The sequence below is a fragment of the Marinomonas sp. PE14-40 genome (genome assembly GCF_051623805.1).
In the GTDB taxonomy this organism is placed as follows: domain Bacteria; phylum Pseudomonadota; class Gammaproteobacteria; order Pseudomonadales; family Marinomonadaceae; genus Marinomonas.
Map to the genome: position 1 here is coordinate 3332727 of NZ_CP130700.1, position 18617 is coordinate 3351343.

The following is an 18617-nucleotide window of genomic DNA, read 5'->3' on the forward strand; positions in this document are numbered from 1 at the left end:
CGTTCGAAACAATGAAAACCTTAAAATACATAAATTTGAAACTAAACTATCTGATTTACCTTGTTTTTTTGCTAAAACTTGGGGATTTTCGCCCTCACGACTTAAGATTAATGTGTGGCTATTCGGAGACTTTTCACGACTGGATAATATAAATGAATGAACTAATACATCTAGCGGGCGCTATTGCACTTCTTCTTTGGGCAATACGCATGGTTAAGACAGGTTTTGAGCGTGCTTATGGACGACGCTTAGAAAATGCGATACGTCTCATGACGCGTAATCGACCCCAAACCATGATGTTAGGTGTGGTTTCAGCCGCAGCACTGCAATCCGGAACCGCTGTGGTCTTACTCGCCGCAGGCTTTGTTGCCTCTAGCGCACTCGGTATTATTCCCGCTCTCTCCTTAGTGGTCGGTGCTGAAATCGGCTCCAGTCTCATGGCACTCATCTTGAGTTATGACTTATCTCTTTTTTCACCCTTTTTATTATTAATCGGTTACATCAGCTTCCAACATGCCAGTAAAAGGCGATTCAAGTATTGGGGTCGTATCAGCATGGGCTTAGGCTTATTATTGCTCGCCTTGAGCCTGGTATCGCAAGCCACTTCTGGTATGCGTAGCGGCAATGGTATGGATATCTTGTTAAGCATTTTGGGCCATGATGCTGCCCTAACGCTTTTCTTGGTGGCACTCTTTACTTGGGTCGTTCATTCTAGTCTGGCGGTTATCCTCATTGTGGCGAGCTTGGCGAGCTCTGGCGCTATCCCGTTAGATATGTCCATCATGATGGTGCTTGGCGCCAATGTAGGGGGCGCGCTGCCAGCGTTAAGCTCTGGTTGGAGCTTAAATCAAAAGGGCCGCTTAATTATTATCGGTAACCTTGTCATTCGTATTGGCGTGGTTTGCATCGGTTTAGCTGTCTATTTCTTAGAAATTAGCCATTTAATTTCGCTAGAAGCAATGGGGCTGAGTTCACCTATGGTGTTCCACTTATCAATCAACATTTTGAATGGCACACTCTTCATTATCAGCTTGCCATTATTAGCTCGTTTCTTGGAGAGCTATTTCCCTGCACCAGAGGCCCCAGCCGAATCAAAATCCATAGGGGCAGTTTATTTGTCTCAAGATGATATTGGCCATCCCGTAAGAGCCATGGCAAATGTGCGTAATGAAACACTACGTATTGCTGATATTGCTTTTCAGATGCTCGAAGGTATTCCTGAAGCTTTTAATAACGCCAAAGGCATCTCCAAAATCAAAAGTTTAGACGATGATATCGACCATATTCACCGTGAAGTCACCTACTACTTGTCTTCGATTGAAAACTTAAAGTCCACCAAAGAAGCCCAAAACAACTGGCAAGATGCTTTCAACTTTGCTACTAACCTTGAGCATGTTGGAGATATCGTCGACGCAAGTCTGATGGTGCTAGCTCGTAAGAAACACAAGGCTGGCATTGCGTTTTCAGAAAGTGGTCAGCAAGAATTGGACACCCTATTTGAAGAGTTGTTTGAGATTTTCCGCTTATCCCAAGCGGTTTATGTGTCGCAAAATCCAGGCCTTGCCAATGAGTTAGTCGATGCTAAACATGTGTATCGTAATAAGATTATTTTGTGTCGTGAGCAGCACACTCAAAGGCTAAGAGAGCAAATATCGGCGAGCTTAGAGTCGTCTCAAATTCATGTGGATATTTTGCGGGATTTACAGAGGATTTGTTCTCTCTTAGTGGCAACAGCCTATCCGATTATCAAACGTGATGGCTTTTAGGTAAAAGCCATCACAATAAGTTTGAAACGGTCTAAGACTCTCAGCTAGCCTATTTCTATCACTCTAGGTGAAATGGGCTGGCTCTTGAAGAACATCAAGGATTGAGGTCGAGAGAACCAATAGCCCTGATGCAAGTTAATACCTAAAGCCTGAACAATCTCTTTTTGCTCTTGGGTTTCAACCCCTTCCACCAAGGTTGTTTTACCAAGGGATGAAATAAGTCGATGGATATAGTCTATCGTACGGCTGTCTTTCCCCACTTGTTCAACAAAAGACTTATCTATTTTCACCACATCAGCGGGAATTTTATGTAGATAAGCTAGAGATGAGTAACCGGTACCAAAGTCATCTATGCTGATACCCACACCAAGTTTATGCAGTTGATTCACATTGCTGTCTTCGTCATCTATGCCATCTAACAAAGCGGTCTCTGTGAGTTCAACAATCACATCTTGTGGGGTTAACCCAGCTTGAATGATCTTCTCTTCTAAACTGCTAACAAAGTCCGCTTGGGCTAGGTGCAAACCAGAAATGTTAATCGACATACGAATGCTGTTATCTGCACCTTCACGAAACTCTTTAAGGTCTTGCAGAGCCTGTCTGATCACCCAATTCTCTATGCTGTGAATCAAGCCAGTCGATTCTGCGATACGAATGGTTTCATCGGCCGAAATATACCCTAAGGATTCACACTGCCAACGAATGAGCGCTTCGTAAGAATCTATTTTATTAGTACCAACATGATAAATAGGTTGGTAATGCAAACTCAGCTCACGGTTTTTAATCGCCTGAGAAAGGTTTTGCGCCAGAATGCCTAGGCGTTTGTTCTCTTTTTCCATACCTGGGCGATAACAAACTGCACGGCGTTTGCCGGTTCGTTTGGCCATATACATAGCCGCATCAGCGCAACTGATAATTTCTTGGGTAGTAATACCATCTTGAGGGTAAATTGCCGACCCAACACTGGCCGCCACATCCATAGGCACACCAAATTCACCGTAAAAGGTATGAGAAACTGCACTCAGGAGCTTTTCACTCAAGACATCGATAGGTAATGGCAGTTCATCTAGTTCACAGGTCCAAATAAATTCATCACCACCAAAACGACAAGCATGCCCTTTAGAAAATATGGTTGCCGATAAGCGAGCAGACACAGATTTAAGAACCTGATCACCACAAGCATGACCAAATGAATCATTGATCATCTTAAAGCCATCGAGATCAAGGTAAAAAATGGCAAAGTGCTTTTTATCATCACGATAGCTTTGAAGGCGATCGAACAAACCTCGGCGATTTAATAAACCCGTTAGTAAGTCTGTGTGAGAGTCTTTTTCGAAAGCCCTTTCTTGCAGCTTACGATTATGAATATTGTATTGATGGATAAGAATTTTTTTCACACCATCTTGAGAAGACAATGTGGCATCAAGGTGATACCAAACCTCCATGCCTTGACGACGACATAATACGTCCCCTTTGAATTGGCTACTGGCCTCTAGACTCTCGTAAATCTGAGCCAGCTTACTGCCCAATACGATGAGTTCATCAAGTCTAATTTCTTCTGAGCCAACATCTTCTTTGAAAGGCGGGTTGGCACTGATAAAAGTACCATCAAGCTGATAACTCGACATCATCACCGTCGAGCCGACCAATTCCATATCTGGAATCAGGTCCAAGGTAAGTGCCTCACAAAGCATCGCCATACGGCCATCTTTAAGCACATGCCCACTCATGATTAACAAGGCTTTTTTGACAATATCCTTAGGAGTGAAAGTCCAAAATTCGCCTCGAGTTTCGCCTCTTCGAAAAGCCTGCTGGTAGTCTAATAAACTCGACCTTACCGCATCCGAAGAGCCAACCTTGAAATCACGCGTGCGTAGCTCTTCAGGACTATCCGCTTCCCAAAGATCTAATGCTTTTTCATTCGCCCAAGAAATACAAAAATTATCTATATCGTAAACCCAGACGGCTGTTTTTAATTTACTAAAAGGGTCATTCATAACTGGCTTTAGTTTTTATTGTTTGTGTTGAGTCCATTTCACTCAATCATAGTAACAAGAGCGCAAAAAACTGAACACTTGAATATGGGTAAATTCACATAAATCCACAATTGTGAAACAAATGGTTTATGCCTTACCTTGTCACACAGCATTTTTTGATGATAATGAGCCCTCATCACACAAATGTAGGACAATTGCAGTGCAATTACTCAGTATAGATTGTTTGGGCAAAGAGCTAAGATTAGAAGGCACTTTATCTGGTTGGCAGGCATTATTTTGGGATAATCAGTTAGTCTCAGAAAAAAATGCCAGTGCAGATCCAGACCCAATGTCGAATCATAGTTTTAGCCTGCAAAATGGCGAAACCGAAATCCTATGCGAGCTCAATTGTCAGCTAGATTGGCAACCCTTTGGTTTAGAGTATGAACTCAAGATCAACCAAGAAATGGTTAGCTCTAATCGCGTGCAACAGTCCGATATCGAAAAACGTATTCCAGAAGAAAGACAAGGGCCAAAAGAAAAGGTCAGCGCGTTTGGCTTAATGTCTTTAGCCTTTAAATTATTTAAAAGCGTTAAGGTCATCAAAGCCTTGCTAGTTGCTGGTAGTTTAGCCGCTTACTCTTGGTTGTTTTCACTGCCTTTTGCGCTGGGTTTAATCCTCTGCCTTGTGGTACATGAATATGGTCATATTAGAGCCATGAAATACTTTGGCATGAAAACCAAAGGCATTTATCTAATCCCCTTTGTGGGCGGTTTAGCGCTCTCAGAAAACAAGATAAACACCCGTTGGCAAGAAGTGGTCATTGCTATCATGGGGCCTTTCTTTGGGCTGATCTTATCCTTAGCCAGTTTAGTCATTTATTGGCTCACGGGGATAGAAATGTTTGCCGGACTCGCGGTGTATAACGCCCTACTTAACCTCTTCAATTTATTACCTATTTTGCCATTAGATGGCGGCCACATTATGAAGAGTATTACTTTTTCCATGCACTCTGTGGTGGGCTTGGTACTCTGTATTCTTGGGGCGGCATTAGGTGTACTGACGAGTTACTACTTTGGCCTAGCCTTGCTTGCTCTTATGCTCGCAATTGGTAGTAGTGAGATCATGATGGAATGGAAAATGCGCAAGCATAATCAGCTATTGCCGCTAGATAGATATGGACAAATCTTCTCTATCGTTTGGTATCTAGGCACCATGATTGCCTTAGCCAGCATTATTTATGTGCTTGGCCAAGGCGATAACGAAGCGCTTTCACTTCCGATGAAGATACTCGGTAGCTAATCAGTCGCTAAATCCTAGCTTATTTAAGTGATTTAAACGCCTCTAATGCGGCTTCGCGGGAGGCTTTTAAATCAATAATAGGATGAGGGTAAGTCTCTCCCAATTTGACTCCGGCTTCTTGCAGCACTAACTCAGGGGCTTCCCAAGGCGAGAATAGGTACTTTTTCGGTAACAAAGAAATTTCGGGTACAAACCTTTTAATGTACTCTCCTTCGGTATCAAACTTTTGTCCTTGTACCACAGGGTTAAAGATCCTGAAGTAAGGCGCAGCATCCGCACCAGAACCTGCAACCCATTGCCAACTGGCACTGTTATTGGCAAGGTCTGCATCCAATAATGTATCCCAAAACCAACGTTCGCCATGCTGCCAGTGAATACGCAAATTTTTCACCAAAAAAGAAGCGACTATCATACGTACCCTGTTGTGCATATAGCCAGTTTGCCATAGCTCTCGCATGCCAGCATCTACCATAGGAATGCCTGTTTTCCCCTGCTGCCAAGCACTAAGTAACGCGCTTTCATGCGTCCCATCGTTCGCCAGCCAAGGGAAGTCATCAAACTTAGGCTGAAGGTTTTGAGTGGGTAAGTTGGGATTCACAAACAATTGGCTATAGGAGAATTCACGCCAACCCAGCTCGCTACAAAAATGATCCACATGCTCATTGTCCGCTTCTCTTTGCACCCCATACCAAAGTTGATTTGGCGAGATTTCACCAAAATGAATGTGTGGGGAAAGGCGTGATACAAAAGGCTTCGAAGGGATATTTCGCCCTTCTTTATAACTGGCTAGCCCTTCTTTTAGAAACTGAAAAAACTGGCTTTGTGCCTTATCTTCACCTATCTGCCACAGGCTCTTAAATGGCTCATCCCAAGCAATTTTTGGTAACAGATTTAAGCTATCTAACGTCTGACATTTATCATCCACAAGATAAGCATCTTTATTATTAGGTCGAGGTAAGGGCTCTCTCGGCATGTCAGCTTTTAAACAGCCTTTACGATAAAAAGGTGTGAAGACTTTATAAGGTGTGCCGTCCGGCTTTTTAATCTGCCAAGGCTCCCATAGCAGCGACCCATTATAGCTTTCAACTCGAATGCCCTTCTCTTTCAATGCCTGCTTAATCTTCTCATCTCGTGCCATGCGCCAAGGCTCATAACAACGATTCCAAACCACTTGTGTCACACCAAGCCTTTCAATAAGCGCTAACAGCACCTTAAGTGGCTCACCCTGATACAGATTTAAACGATCTGCTAGTGAAGTCTCTAACGCAGTTAAAGAATGATGTAACCACCAGCGGCTGGCTCCTCCCATCGCCCATTCGTTAGCATTCTTATCATCAAGAATATAAATAGGCAGCACATCGCCCTGGTGAACGGCAGCGCTCAGCGCAGGGTTATCCGATAAACGCAGGTCTTGGCGAAACCAATGGATCACTAAAGGTTTGCTCATGGCGCTATCTCCTGACCATCCCAAGCAAAGCACTTGCCAGTTTGATTGGGCGTTAACTGCAATAAGGTTTGCAGTAAATAGTTAGCTGAGTCTAAAGGGCGAAAGAGCTTGCCTGCAGGGACATTGGCCTGAAATGGCTTGGATAAATCACTGTCTACTGTACCTGGATGCAGGCCCACTATGATGGCGCTCTTATTACGCCTTGCGGTTTCTATTCCCGCATTTTTGATCACCATGTTAAGGGCGGATTTCGAAGCACGGTAGGCATACCAACCACCTAAAGCATTATCAGAAATACTGCCCACTCTGGCGGATAAGGCAGCAAAAACTGAAGTCGAACCCTTATTTAATTCTGGGATGAAGTGTTTCGCTAATAAACTCGGCGTAATGCAATTGGCTTGATAAAGTGCCATCATCTTTTCGGCAGATAAGTCTCTCAATGATTTCTCTGGCGTTATCTCCCCTTGATGTAATATGCCTGTCGCCACTATGACTAGATCAAGAGGGCCCGTTTCTGCGGCCAAAGCAGCACATTTCGCAATAGACGCTTCATCTTCATAATCAATCCTAGCCTCTTGATATTTATCTGGTTTTTTTTCTAAAGAATGAAAAGAAGCGGTACGAGAAAAGCCATAAATACTAGCATCAGGAAAGCGGCTAATAAGCGCCTCAACGAGGGCTTTACCTATAGCACCGGAGCAACCAATAATGACGATATTTTTCAGACTAGCAGGCTGAAGCGTCACCTCGAATACATTCATACTCTATCCCCTTGATGGCTTAGGTCATCATTTATAAGCGCTTGATTCATCGCATTAAAAAGGCTTTGAGCACTGTTAAGCGCCCCCGCAATATCACCTGAATCTAGCCAGTCTCCACAAATGCCCAGATTAGATTCTGTATCTAAAATATAAGAATGGCTTTCATCTGAGCCCACCCTATGCCTAGCTAAACGCCAATAATGGGAGGTTAAAATACGCACAGGATCATGAATGGCAAACTGTAAACAGAATGCTTGGGCCAGCTCTAACGCCGCGTCTTCATGAGAAACACCCTCTTGTTCCTGTGCCTTGGCCCATTTAGGGCAGCTCTCTAGCATCCATATGTCTTTATCAGCAGCATGATTGACCGCCTCATGCAAAATGCTTTTATAAGATAAGCGGGTCGCTTTCGCTAAAATGCCATGCCCGCCTTGATACACGCCTACCCTGTGATCAAAGAAGGTATTGGTTTCTATCGCACAAACATACTGGCCTAAACTCATCTCAGAAGCTGTTTTAACTCGTTGAAATTCAGGAGATTTTTCAAATAATTCAGATGTTGTTAACAAGCCTAAGGTTTGCTCAGCAGGACTGGTGATAATGACCTTATTGGCCATCACAATAAGCTCACCTTCCTCATCGTATAAGTACCATACCGAGCTAATTTGATTAATTTGGCTAACCCGACAAGAGGTAATTTGCTTAACCTCTGTCGCCATATGTTTATGCCAAGTATTCATAGAAGGAAACGCGGTAAGCTCATAGGCAGGCTCTTCAAGATGTTCAAAGGCTTCAAAACCAAAGTGACAAGTTTGATAACGCCAAGAGGTCAAAATTCCCGCTTCTTGCCAAGTATGAATACGATCTTCAAGGGTTTTATACTTGATGGATTCCGGAGAAAATGACGCGGCCCCCATATCAAGGCTCACTTGAGGTTCGTTATTCGGACTCTTGTTAGACAGCATATTTGGAGCAACCGAAGATGGTGCAGAAACCGTTACTCGCCGGCGGCTACAGCGTCCACCTAGACCTCTGCTTTTTTCGATCAAAACACAATTTATATCTGCTTCCTGCAACAAGTTCGCCATCAAACACCCTGATGTCCCTGCACCGATAATCGCCACATCAACACACTCAGCGGATGTTTCTCGGTTTGCAGATTCGTTTTTTTCAACAGGCAATTTATTTTCAAAAGACATAGCCCACTCCAATAGACTCATCGAGTTGTACAAAAACAGACAGTTATTTATACAATAAAATTTTTTGTATAAGTTTATTCTTGTACATAAAACTATAATGTACAAGAATAATTTTTAAAATAGTGAATGATTAAGTTTAGCTTGTTAGTTTGAAGAGAGTATTTGAGGTTGGAATTTTGATAGTAAATAGATGAATCGAGCATGAGGTTTTTACAATTAGATATTGCTGACTAAAGAAGGAATGACGTCAACAATCCAAACAAATAGCCTTCAAGACTTTGATTTTAAACAAAAAAAGACTGGTAGTGTCTTGGGGTAATGGCCATACGTTTTTTGAAATGTCGTTGAAAGTGGCTTTGATCTGCAAAGCCTAAATCACTTGCGGTATCGATAAGACTACGGCCATCTTGCAGTAGCAGTTTGGCTTTCTTGATACGCTGATCTAGCTGAAAAGCGTGGGGGGACTGGCCATAGGCCTGTTTAAAACTGCGTACTAGGTGATAACGACTCAAGCCGACTTCTTGGGAGAAGTCATCCAAGGCAATATTTTGCTCTAAGGCATCCATTATCATGTCTTTAACACGGCTAACTCGATTAATATCAGGGCGAATCAGGTCAGGGTGTATCGCATGTTTGGCTTCAAAAGCATGCTGTATATAGTCTAGTAACAAGCACTCGGCAGCCAGTAGGTCATTTTGTGATAACAAGCTATTAAAAAGCTGTTCAAAAAGTTGGTAACTTCTCGCATCTTTCTGATAATTGTCATCAAATGGCAAAAAATCCCATGTATCTCCTTTGAAAATCTCGTGTTGCTGCTGGCCTAAATAAGCCGCATCTACGAACAGCATACGATAGGACCATTCACCATCGGCAGGGTTGCATGAGTGAGCATCGCCAGGGTTGATGGTAACCGTATCACCTTGGGAGATGTCATTGTGCTTATTCAGGTTTTGATAATTTGCTCTGCCCTTATCTATTACACCAAAGGAGAACTCATCATGGCTGTGTGTTTGATAGCAAGCAGTAGACCCATTGGCTCGACGTAATTCGGCATAAGGTAATAAAGGACTTTTTTTGAAAAAGACCGTATCGTCTTGGGCCATCAACTGCCTCCTTCCTTTGGCTAAAAGCTAATCATCAAGGCTACTAAGACTACTAACAAGATCGCCATAAGTCGATTAAATAACACTTGCTGTTTAGCATTAGATAAAAAGCGACGAATTACATCTCCCATCAAAGCCCAAGAACCTATACCAATAAAACACATAAAGAATGAAACGAGACAGAAGGCTAAGAGGTACAGATAGTAAGGGTTATTCACATTCACAAATACCGCTACACCAGACATAGACACTAACCAAGCTTTAGGGTTGAGCCATTGGCTTAAAGCCCCTTGCAATAGACTAGGAGGCGATTTTTTCTGACTATCGTCTTCCATGGATTGCACAGGTGCCGAGGCAATTTTATAGGCCATATAAAGCAAAAAAGCAGAGCCACACACTTGTAGCACTTGGCTCAAACTAGGAAATGCAAAGAGCAGCTGGCTTAAACCAATACCAGCCAAGAACACAATCAAGGTATATGCCAGCGTCGCGCCAATCACATGTGGAAGGGTACGTTTAAAACCAAAACTGGCAGCGGTTCCTGTGGCGATAATATTCACAGGCCCTGGGGAAATAGCGCCTATCAGGGCAAACAACATCATAGAAATAACGACAGCAAACATTTAAGTATCCTCAAAAGATTCTCACACGATATGAATGCCTCCAGCTTAAATCAGCCTTATTCGAAAAGATTGAACGTTATTGCGCTGTACCAAAACTCTCATCTTATTCTGTGTTGCGAAAATTAGAACAATAAATTCACTTCCAACTACTTATTCATAACAAAGAGATTAGTAAGAATGGCATGAAAGCTAAGTAAAGAATTCAGAGGCAGCTATGACAGAAGTGAATATGAGTGAAAAGGTGACAGGCAAAACAGTCGGTATTATCGGTTTAGGTAGCATGGGCTATGGCATGGCTAAAACCCTGATACGAGAGGGCTTTCATGTCATAGGGACAGATCTTGGCGAAGAGCAAAAGCAAGCAGCCCAAGCTTTGGGCGTTACCATTGCAGCTGATACAAAAGCGCTTTGCCAAAGCTGCCAAGTGATTATTCTGTCTCTGCCTATGGCTAAACATGTGCAAGCGGTTATCAAGGGTGAGGGCGGCATTATAGAAAACGCGCAAGCCAATAGCTTGATTATGGATACGTCTACCTCTGAACCTGAGGTAACACGCGCTCTAGCAGCTGAGTTAGCGAGTCATGGCCACCAGCTTTTAGACAGCCCAGTCAGTGGCGGACCAGCGGGCGCAGCGGCTGGCACCATGGTGATGGTGGTCGGGGGTGACGTCACAGCCTTACAAAGAGCAAAACCTTTTTTAGATGCGCTGAGCAGCAAGGTTGTGCACCTAGGTGAATCTGGTAATGGCCATGTAGCTAAGTTAATCAACAACCTTTTATGCGCTGCCCATCTTGTGACCACCGCCGAAGCCATTTCTCTTGGTAAAAAAGCCGGGCTTGATCCAGAGGCTTTAATTGCAGGTTTAAATGCGGGTTCGGGCCGAAGTGCGGTGAGTGAGGTGAACTTTCCTCGCTGGATTTTAAATGAGGAATTTAACTCAGGCTTTACCATGCAACTTATGCGTAAAGATGTGCGTCTTGCTAAGCAGCTGATTGAAGACATGGGGCTAAGCTTGCCAATGGCTGAGCAAACTTCGTCAATTTGGCGTGCAAGTGCGGACAATATCGCCGATCAAGACGACTTTAACTGCATCATCAAAAATATAGACCAGATCAACGAACACCCAACAGGAGAAAAGTCATGAGCCTTAATATCCAAAAAAACGGAGAGCAAGAAGTCGAGCAACTTCTAATCACACTTTTAGGTGATAGTCGCTTTGGCAGTTGGGTAGCGGGTGAAATGGCTTTAGGTAAAGGCGAAACAATTCATCTGACTAACCCTGCCACAGGCCAGCACTTTATGAGCTACCAAGATGCAGGCGAAGCAATTGTACAAACCGCTGCGGATGCCGCCATGGTTGCGCAAAAACTCTGGTGGGCGAAAACAGCAACCGCCAGAGGCCAGATTATGTGGGCTTGTGGCGCTAAAATACGCCAAGTCGCAGAAGAAGTTGCCCAGCTAGAGTCTATTTCAGCCGGTAAGCCCATTCGAGATTGTCGAGTAGAGGTCGCTAAAGTCGCGGATATGTTTGAATACTATGGCGGTTGGTGTGACAAGATGACAGGTCAGGTTATCCCTGTACCCACTAGCCACCTGAACTACACACGTCACGAACCTTATGGTGTGGTCACTCAAATTACCCCATGGAATGCTCCTGTCTTTACGGGAGGTTGGCAAATAGCACCTGCCATTTGTGCCGGCAATGCCGTGTTATTAAAACCCTCAGAATTAACCCCTTTAAGCACAACTGTACTGGTTAAATTAATTGAGGAAGCAGGTGTACCCAAGGGTTTAGTTAACGTTATTAATGGCTTAGGCCACACCACAGGTGCCGCTGCTATTGCGAACCCAGCAACAAAAAAAGTTGTTTTTGTTGGCTCACCTAAAACAGGCGGCATCATAGCTGCGGCATCCGCCCAAAGGGTGATCCCTTGTGTACTTGAGCTAGGTGGCAAGTCTGCCAATATCGTCTTTAATGACGGTGATTTAGACAGAGCCGTCGTCGGCGCACAAGCAGCCGTTTTTGCAGCGGCGGGGCAAAGCTGTGTCTCAGGTTCACGCTTATTAGTACAAAGAGGAGTTTACGCAGAAATGGTCGAGAGGCTTGCTTCTGCGACCAGCAAAATTCCAGTTGGTTTGCCTTGGCTAGACGACACCATGGTAGGCCCAATTAATAACTTAACCCAATACCAGCATATCAATAGTTTGGTTAATCAAGGGGTTGCTGAAGGTGCTGTGGTTGCTAGCGGAGGCTGTCGAGCAGATATTCATGGCGGTGAAGAAGGTTACTTCTATCGTCCCACCGTATTAGCTGACGTTGATAATGCCATGGCCGTGGCACAAGAGGAGATCTTTGGCCCTGTGGTGTCTGTGATTCCTTTTGATGATGAGGATGAAGCCGTTGCCATTGCTAACGCAAGTCGCTTTGGTCTAGCGGGAGCAGCGTGGACAGCGGACGTAGGAAGAGCCCATAGAATGGCAGCTCAAGTGAATGCCGGCACTTTTTGGGTAAATAGTTATAAAGCCATCAATGTTATGTCGCCTTTTGGTGGATTTGGCGAGAGTGGTTATGGCCGCTCAAGTGGCTATGAAGGCTTGTTGGAATACACTCAAACCAAGAGTGTCTGGGTCGAAACCGCCAGAGATGCGGCGATTCAATTTGGGTATTCAATAGAGTAAGTGCAGCCTCATCTTTTCACGATGAGACCCTAGCGTTTCTGCTACCTCTGATTCACAGGATATGGCAGAAGCGCACTTTTTCAGCGCCTTGTTTTGCTTGTTTTAACTAGTGCTTGTTTTAACTAGTGTAAGAGGCGCTGCTTTTTTATTCGGAGGTAAGATGGCCGATTTTAAACGCGAAGTAGACACAGAGAATCTATGGCAAAAGATTCTTGAGGAAGCGCAAGCGGTAGCAAATGAATTTGAGCTACTAAGTCGCTTTTACCAAAGAAACATCCTTCAACATCCTAGCTATCAGGCTGCGCTTGCCTATGTACTTGCCGAAAAGCTAAGCGACTCTCCAGAGCAAGTAGAAACATGGCAAGACACATTAGAAGCCGCCATGTTAGCTGAACCTAAGATATACCAAGCCGCCTTGGCAGACCTTTTGTGTCAATTACAAACGAATGCCTCTATCAAGGATCATTACACTCCCTTATTGTACTTTGGTGGCTATCAAGCCCTTGAGTGTCATAGGTTTTCTCACTATTTTTGGCACCACAATCAAGAGGCACTCGCCTTGTATATTCAGGGCCGCATGGTCTCTCTCTTTGGGGTCGATATACACCCTGGGGCGAAAATAGGTGCAGGCATCTTTATGGATCACGCGGTAGGTATCGTGATAGGCGAAACGGCAGTTATTGAAGATGATGTGACTTTGTTCCAAAGTGTCACCCTAGGCGGCACAGGAAAAGGTGAGGGCGATAGACACCCTAAAGTCCGTAAGGGCGCTTTTATCGGCGCGGGCACTCAGGTATTTGGCAATATCGAAATTGGTGAAAACGCCAAGGTAGCAGGGGGCACTGTGGTGGTAAAAGCGGTTGCGGCTAATACCACAGTGGTTGGCAAGGTTGCTCAGCCGCTTGCATCTAGCCCTCTCATTTCAAACATAAAAAAGCATAAGGATTAGGCATGACTAAGAATCATCTTGGAATAGATCACCCTCTGGTTGCAGTCAAGGATATGGACAAGGCCTGTAAAGACTTTGCTCGCTTAGGCTTCTTTATTAACCCTAGACACCATCACCCTTGGGGAACAGACAACCACTTGCTTATGTTTCCTGAGAACTTTATCGAAGTGATCAGTATTTATGACGCCTCTAAGCTGGATCAGAAAAATGAGAAAGGCTTTGCCTTTGGCCGTTTTATCAGTGATTCCTTAGCGCGCAAAGAAGGCTTAGCCCTAGTCGCACTGCACAGTGAAGATGCTAGGCAAGATCATCAATTAATGCAGGATAGACACGTCGAAAACCAAGGTTTAGTGGACTTTCGTCGTATCGCCCACAGGCCAGATGGCAGCGAGGAAGAAGCTGTTGTCTCCCTTGTTATGCTAATTAATACTGAGTTTCCGGCTATTTCTCATTTCTTTTGCCACCAGCACAAGCCCCATCTAGTCTGGGTTAAAGACTGGATGACACATGCTAATGGCGCAAATGCCATTACCAAAGTCAGTTATGTGGCAGACTCGCCAGAAATCCTTTATCCAAGGTTTGTCGGTATCTATGGCGAAGAGGCAGTAACACTTACAGAAAGCATGTTAGAAGTGAGTACAGATAGAGGTGATTTTGAAATATTCACACCAGCACAGGCTCAAATAAGATTTGCAGGTGTAGAGGTGCCTATTACCCCTGAACAACAGCCGAGTGGTGTCGCGATTCGCGTCACAACACACTCTATTACCAAGGCGAAAGCCCATTTGGACAAAAATCAGGTAAGCTACCACACCACAGAAGAAGGTGGCTTGCGCATCCCGGCAAGCTATGCGGGCAATACCATTATTGAAATATACCCAGAAGAAGCTGAGGACTAAGCATGTCATTCATCCCAACCGAAGGGGAATTACACCAGACCATGCGTCAATGGCGCAGAGATCTCCACGCTCATCCAGAAACCGCCTTTGAAGAACACAGAACGGCGGCCAAAGTGGCCGAGCTACTAACAAGTTTTGGCTTAGACGTCACCACAGGCATAGCCGAAACTGGCGTAGTGGCGACGCTTAAGGGCAAGCAAGAAGGCCCTAATACTATCGCCCTAAGAGCCGACATGGATGCACTTCATCTAGAAGAACTTAACGCCTTCGACCATTGCTCTAAACACAAGGGCAAAATGCATGGTTGTGGCCATGATGGCCATACGGCTATGTTATTAGGCGCCGCGAAATACCTTGCTGAACATAGAGATTTCGCAGGCAGTTTAGTGTTTATCTTCCAACCCGCGGAAGAAGGTGAAGCCGGCGCTAAACGTATGTGTGAAGAAGGTTTGTTTGAGCGTTTTAACATAGATGCGGTTTACGGTATGCATAACTGGCCAGGGTTAGAAGAAGGGCATTTTGCCGTCCATGATGGCCCTGTTATGGCTTCTATGGATGTGTTTGATATCAAGATCACAGGCAATGGCTGCCACGCAGGCATGCCTCATATGGGTGTCGACCCTGTCGTGATAGCAGGACAATTAATCACCTCACTACAAAGCATCGTCTCAAGAGTATTAAACCCACTTGAATCGGGTGTCATCAGTATTACCAAGATGCAAGGAGGCGATGCTTATAATGTGGTGCCTGATAGTGCCACCTTATCTGGTACCTGTCGTGCCTTCTCTAAACAAACTCAGGATTTGCTTGAAGCCAATATGCGCCAGCAAGTCGAAAACCTGTGCCAAGCTTATGGGGCCGTGGGAGAGTTAGACTATCGCCGTGTTTATCCCAGTACCATTAATGATAAAGAACATAGTGAAACCTGCGCTTTAGTGGCTAATTCACTCGTTGGTAGCGAAAAAGTAGAGCGTAATCTAGACCCAAGTATGGGTGCAGAAGATTTTGCCTTTATGCTAGAGCAGAAACCTGGGGCTTACATCTGGATAGGCAATGGTAGCGCGGAAGGTGGTCGAGGGTTACATAACCCCTACTATGATTTTAATGACAAGGTATTGGCTCTAGGCGCAAACTTTTGGGTGCAATTGGCACAACATAAGCTCGCCATAAATAGCGAACTATAATGAGAAGCTAATCAGCATAGCCACATAGGGAGAAGCAATGAAAGAGATAAAAGAACAGCGTCTTGCTTACCTCTATGAGGCCGTTAGCCTAGGCACGGTAAGAGCCGCTGCTGACAAGCTCAATTTAGCCCCATCTGCGGTCAGTCGACAAATTGCCTTACTAGAAGAAGAACTCGCCTGTACCCTAATAGAAAGACACCGAAAAGGTGTAACTGCAACAGAAGCTGGGGAAATACTACTCAGCTATTATCGACAATCCTTATCTAGCGAAGAAACTTGTTTAGCCAAACTACAGGCGTTAGAAGGTTTAGAAAGAGGCCATATCAAACTCGCAGTGGGAGAAGGCTTTGTCAGTGATCTCATGTCTGGCCCTTTACCTGAGTTTAATAAACGCTACCCAGCTTTAACACTTTCTATCAATATGGGTGGCTCTAATGAAGTAATTCGCCAAGTAGAAGAAGACGAAGCCCACATGGGTTTGTTATTTCATCCAACCAGCCAGCCTAATATTCGCTCTCAAGCCATTAGCTGCCAGCCCATTTGCGCCATAGTCTCTCCTGACCATCCAATTACTCAGCTAGAAAGGCCACTAAGCCTAACGCAATTATTAGACTATCCCGTCGCCTTGCAAGAGCCGCAATTTGGTATGCGACAACTGCTAGCCATGGCTGAATTCCAAGAGAAGATACGCTTTAAACCTGTTTTAACCACAGATTCTATCGCGGTATTAAAGCAGTTTGTCCGCTCAGAAATGGGCTTTACCTTTATGCCAGCCTTTGTCGTCTCAAGGGAAATAGAAGACAAGCAGCTTGTGGCAATTCCCATAGATAATCAGCTTCTTGCCCAAGGGGAAGCCCACATGATCACACGGCTTGGTCGTCAATTATCAGCAGGTCCTCATCAGCTATTACAACATCTAAGCGCTTGGATGAAAGCCTTTAACGGATAACGCATTTAGAAAAAAGCTTCCTGAGAAGAAACAGGTAATGAAAGCCTTAAAAAGAAAGAAAAGAATAGAAAAGTGGCAATTTAAACCAAAAAAAGGCCAGCTATAAAAGCTGGCCTTTTTGAATGATGGTGCCCTGACGCGGAATCGAACCACGGACACGAGGATTTTCAATCCTCTGCTCTACCGACTGAGCTATCAGGGCAATCGCGCAGCATTATATAGGATGTTTTGCGAAATCGCGACCTTATTTTTCAGTATCTTAGCGTCACTTCTCATTGCAAAAAAAAGTGCTCAATTAACACTCAACAGTTAACCCTTTTTAAGCTTTAAAAAGAGGTTCGTTTCTTAAACACTTTATCCATGAAAGGCAGAAACGCACTACCAATAATGATAACAACACCCACCACAGCTAACTCATTAGGTAATTCACTAAAGAGAAAGTAGCCCAATATCAATGAGTAGATCATTTTGGCATATTCGACGTTAGCCACAATATTTGCTTCAGCAAGTTTGTAAGCACTAACACCAATCCACTGAGCGATAGATGAAATAACACCCACGAGCACGAGTAAGAGCCACTGGCTGGCTGTGGGCCATTGCCAGACGAACAAACTAGGAATGAGCGCAATCAAACCAACAAACACAGCTTGGTAAGTAAGCAAGACAGTACGTGATTCTGTTTTCGACATCTGACGCACACACACCACAGCAATCGCAGCCCCTAAAGCCCCACCTAAACCCGCTAAGGTATACAAGAAGGAGGCCGCTTCAAAACTGGGTTGCACCACCAGCATGACACCAACAAAGCCCACCAAAACGGTCATAACTCGATTCACGCCAACAGTTTCGGATAAAAAGATTTTAGAAATGAAGGCGACAAATAACACTTGAGTAAATCCAAGGGCCGTTGCATCTGCCAAAGGCAAATTACTGACCGTGACAAAGCCTAGGTACAAAGCTAAAAAGGCTCCTAAAATACGCAACAGATGTAGTTTTACTTTGGCAGGTTTGAGCAATACATCTAACGACACCCAGATAGCAGGCGTCAGTACCAGAATAAACACGAGCTGGCGCACAAGGAGAATTTGAAACAGGTCTATTTGCTCGCTGAGAATTCGCACTAGGGCGCCTACACACACAAACAGACACGTAGAAACCAGAGCGAGAGCCACGCCCTGCAAGGGTTTGGGTAATTGATATTGTTTCATGAGACTGAGCATAATTGATTCACCTTATTCAACTGGATAGGTATTTTCAAGGTGTCACCAATAGACAGGTCAAAGGTTTTTTAGAGATGATCTTACAGTAGGTAGTAAGACCATCTCGCTTTCAAGCGAATCATTAGAGAGCTTATTAGCTAAAAAAAGAATGACCAAATTTAATAGACTTAAAATCATCCTTTTATTTCAAAGGTTTGTAGGGCTATTTGTAAAATAAAAGGCGTGTCATATCATACTGGAAAGTTCATCACTATGTACTTCACGTTGAAATGGTTGGCCAACTTGTTCATGTTGGTAATGCAAATAGATTTCTCTTGAAAGAACTGATGTAAGTAAGAGGAGGGGACATCTGACATTTCGGACAGTAGGTTGAGGCTGCCTTTACACATTTGGCCGTCTACTTCTTGCTGGTTAACGAGAAAGTCGGCCATCCTTAAACGTAACATGGCTTCGAGCTGCTCAACGCCTATGGCATCAAACTCAGGTAATTCATTGCTTCCTAGCTGATTGGCGATACTTGTATCTCTTTTTTCGATGGCGTCCATACCTTTCCTTAGTT

General features: G+C 44.3%; 16 protein-coding genes and 1 tRNA gene. 8 read left to right on the plus strand and 9 right to left on the minus strand.

Features of this window, described 5'->3' with window-relative positions; all coding sequences use genetic code 11:
* Nucleotides 1–152 precede the first annotated feature (152 nt).
* The gene (locus Q0A08_RS15430) at nt 153–1766 is read left to right on the plus strand and encodes a Na/Pi cotransporter family protein (RefSeq protein WP_438462406.1); all 1614 of its coding nucleotides are present in this window, start codon (nt 153–155) and stop codon (nt 1764–1766) included.
* Between the two features lie 44 nt (nt 1767–1810).
* Here the strand turns inward: Q0A08_RS15430 and Q0A08_RS15435 are convergent, their stop codons facing one another.
* Nucleotides 1811–3763: a putative bifunctional diguanylate cyclase/phosphodiesterase gene (locus tag Q0A08_RS15435; protein ID WP_438462407.1), complete on the minus strand. Its 1953-nt coding sequence runs from the start codon at nt 3761–3763 to the stop codon at nt 1811–1813.
* Nucleotides 3764–3962: 199 nt separating this feature from the next.
* Between Q0A08_RS15435 and Q0A08_RS15440 the strand changes: the two genes are divergently transcribed.
* The gene (locus tag Q0A08_RS15440) at nt 3963–5045 is read left to right on the plus strand and encodes a site-2 protease family protein (protein ID WP_438462408.1); all 1083 of its coding nucleotides are present in this window, start codon (nt 3963–3965) and stop codon (nt 5043–5045) included.
* Between the two features lie 19 nt (nt 5046–5064).
* Here the strand turns inward: Q0A08_RS15440 and Q0A08_RS15445 are convergent, their stop codons facing one another.
* From Q0A08_RS15445 to Q0A08_RS15465, 5 genes are all read right to left on the minus strand, one after another.
* Complete coding sequence (locus tag Q0A08_RS15445) at nt 5065–6492, minus strand: cryptochrome/photolyase family protein (RefSeq protein ID WP_438462409.1); 1428 nt, start codon at nt 6490–6492, stop codon at nt 5065–5067.
* A complete protein-coding gene (locus tag Q0A08_RS15450; protein ID WP_438462410.1) occupies nt 6489–7253 on the minus strand; it encodes an SDR family NAD(P)-dependent oxidoreductase in 765 nt (254 codons plus the stop codon). Before Q0A08_RS15450 ends, Q0A08_RS15445 begins: the two co-directional genes overlap by 4 nt.
* Complete coding sequence (locus tag Q0A08_RS15455; protein ID WP_438462411.1) at nt 7250–8452, minus strand: NAD(P)-binding protein; 1203 nt, start codon at nt 8450–8452, stop codon at nt 7250–7252. Before Q0A08_RS15455 ends, Q0A08_RS15450 begins: the two co-directional genes overlap by 4 nt.
* A gap of 284 nt (nt 8453–8736) precedes the next feature.
* Entirely contained in the window at nt 8737–9555 is an 819-nt protein-coding gene (locus Q0A08_RS15460; protein WP_438462412.1) for an AraC family transcriptional regulator, read from the minus strand.
* 20 nt (nt 9556–9575) lie between these two features.
* Nucleotides 9576–10178, minus strand: coding sequence for a LysE family translocator (locus Q0A08_RS15465; protein WP_438462413.1), 603 nt, complete (start codon nt 10176–10178; stop codon nt 9576–9578).
* 214 nt (nt 10179–10392) lie between these two features.
* On the opposite strand from Q0A08_RS15465, the gene Q0A08_RS15470 reads away from it, so the two are divergent.
* From Q0A08_RS15470 to Q0A08_RS15495, 6 genes are all read left to right on the plus strand, one after another.
* A complete protein-coding gene (locus Q0A08_RS15470; RefSeq protein WP_438462414.1) occupies nt 10393–11322 on the plus strand; it encodes an NAD(P)-dependent oxidoreductase in 930 nt (309 codons plus the stop codon).
* Nucleotides 11319–12857, plus strand: a complete 1539-nt coding sequence (locus Q0A08_RS15475; protein WP_438462415.1) for an aldehyde dehydrogenase family protein — start codon at nt 11319–11321, stop codon at nt 12855–12857. The genes Q0A08_RS15470 and Q0A08_RS15475 overlap by 4 nt, the downstream gene beginning before the upstream one ends.
* Nucleotides 12858–13017: 160 nt before the next feature.
* Nucleotides 13018–13806, plus strand: coding sequence for a serine O-acetyltransferase EpsC (gene epsC / locus Q0A08_RS15480; protein ID WP_438462416.1), 789 nt, complete (start codon nt 13018–13020; stop codon nt 13804–13806).
* Nucleotides 13807–13808: 2 nt separating this feature from the next.
* A complete protein-coding gene (locus tag Q0A08_RS15485; RefSeq protein ID WP_438462417.1) occupies nt 13809–14705 on the plus strand; it encodes a VOC family protein in 897 nt (298 codons plus the stop codon).
* Nucleotides 14706–14707: 2 nt separating this feature from the next.
* The gene (locus Q0A08_RS15490; RefSeq protein ID WP_438462418.1) at nt 14708–15889 is read left to right on the plus strand and encodes a M20 aminoacylase family protein; all 1182 of its coding nucleotides are present in this window, start codon (nt 14708–14710) and stop codon (nt 15887–15889) included.
* A gap of 37 nt (nt 15890–15926) precedes the next feature.
* A complete protein-coding gene (locus tag Q0A08_RS15495) occupies nt 15927–16838 on the plus strand; it encodes a LysR family transcriptional regulator (RefSeq protein ID WP_438462419.1) in 912 nt (303 codons plus the stop codon).
* A gap of 126 nt (nt 16839–16964) precedes the next feature.
* On the opposite strand, the gene Q0A08_RS15500 is transcribed toward Q0A08_RS15495, so the two are convergent.
* From Q0A08_RS15500 to Q0A08_RS15510, 3 genes are all read right to left on the minus strand, one after another.
* Nucleotides 16965–17040 (minus strand) — tRNA-Phe (locus tag Q0A08_RS15500).
* Between the two features lie 124 nt (nt 17041–17164).
* Nucleotides 17165–18058, minus strand: a complete 894-nt coding sequence (locus tag Q0A08_RS15505) for a DMT family transporter (protein WP_438462420.1) — start codon at nt 18056–18058, stop codon at nt 17165–17167.
* 230 nt (nt 18059–18288) lie between these two features.
* A complete protein-coding gene (locus Q0A08_RS15510) occupies nt 18289–18603 on the minus strand; it encodes a hypothetical protein (RefSeq protein ID WP_438462421.1) in 315 nt (104 codons plus the stop codon).
* Between the last annotated feature and the right edge of the window lie 14 nt (nt 18604–18617).

What these genes read in the sequence shown, in the direction of transcription:
- Q0A08_RS15460 (WP_438462412.1), bottom strand. Translation starts at nt 9,555, where the DNA reads ATGGCCCAAGACGATACGGTCTTTTTCAAAAAAAGTCCTTTATTACCT.
- Q0A08_RS15450 (WP_438462410.1), bottom strand. Translation starts at nt 7,253, where the DNA reads ATGAATGTATTCGAGGTGACGCTTCAGCCTGCTAGTCTGAAAAATATC.
- Q0A08_RS15445 (WP_438462409.1), bottom strand. Translation starts at nt 6,492, where the DNA reads ATGAGCAAACCTTTAGTGATCCATTGGTTTCGCCAAGACCTGCGTTTA.
- Q0A08_RS15455 (WP_438462411.1), bottom strand. Translation starts at nt 8,452, where the DNA reads ATGTCTTTTGAAAATAAATTGCCTGTTGAAAAAAACGAATCTGCAAAC.
- Q0A08_RS15470 (WP_438462414.1), top strand. Translation starts at nt 10,393, where the DNA reads ATGACAGAAGTGAATATGAGTGAAAAGGTGACAGGCAAAACAGTCGGT.
- epsC (WP_438462416.1), top strand. Translation starts at nt 13,018, where the DNA reads ATGGCCGATTTTAAACGCGAAGTAGACACAGAGAATCTATGGCAAAAG.
- Q0A08_RS15435 (WP_438462407.1), bottom strand. Translation starts at nt 3,763, where the DNA reads ATGAATGACCCTTTTAGTAAATTAAAAACAGCCGTCTGGGTTTACGAT.
- Q0A08_RS15490 (WP_438462418.1), top strand. Translation starts at nt 14,708, where the DNA reads ATGTCATTCATCCCAACCGAAGGGGAATTACACCAGACCATGCGTCAA.
- Q0A08_RS15465 (WP_438462413.1), bottom strand. Translation starts at nt 10,178, where the DNA reads ATGTTTGCTGTCGTTATTTCTATGATGTTGTTTGCCCTGATAGGCGCT.
- Q0A08_RS15505 (WP_438462420.1), bottom strand. Translation starts at nt 18,058, where the DNA reads ATGCTCAGTCTCATGAAACAATATCAATTACCCAAACCCTTGCAGGGC.
- Q0A08_RS15510 (WP_438462421.1), bottom strand. Translation starts at nt 18,603, where the DNA reads ATGGACGCCATCGAAAAAAGAGATACAAGTATCGCCAATCAGCTAGGA.
- Q0A08_RS15475 (WP_438462415.1), top strand. Translation starts at nt 11,319, where the DNA reads ATGAGCCTTAATATCCAAAAAAACGGAGAGCAAGAAGTCGAGCAACTT.
- Q0A08_RS15495 (WP_438462419.1), top strand. Translation starts at nt 15,927, where the DNA reads ATGAAAGAGATAAAAGAACAGCGTCTTGCTTACCTCTATGAGGCCGTT.
- Q0A08_RS15485 (WP_438462417.1), top strand. Translation starts at nt 13,809, where the DNA reads ATGACTAAGAATCATCTTGGAATAGATCACCCTCTGGTTGCAGTCAAG.
- Q0A08_RS15430 (WP_438462406.1), top strand. Translation starts at nt 153, where the DNA reads ATGAATGAACTAATACATCTAGCGGGCGCTATTGCACTTCTTCTTTGG.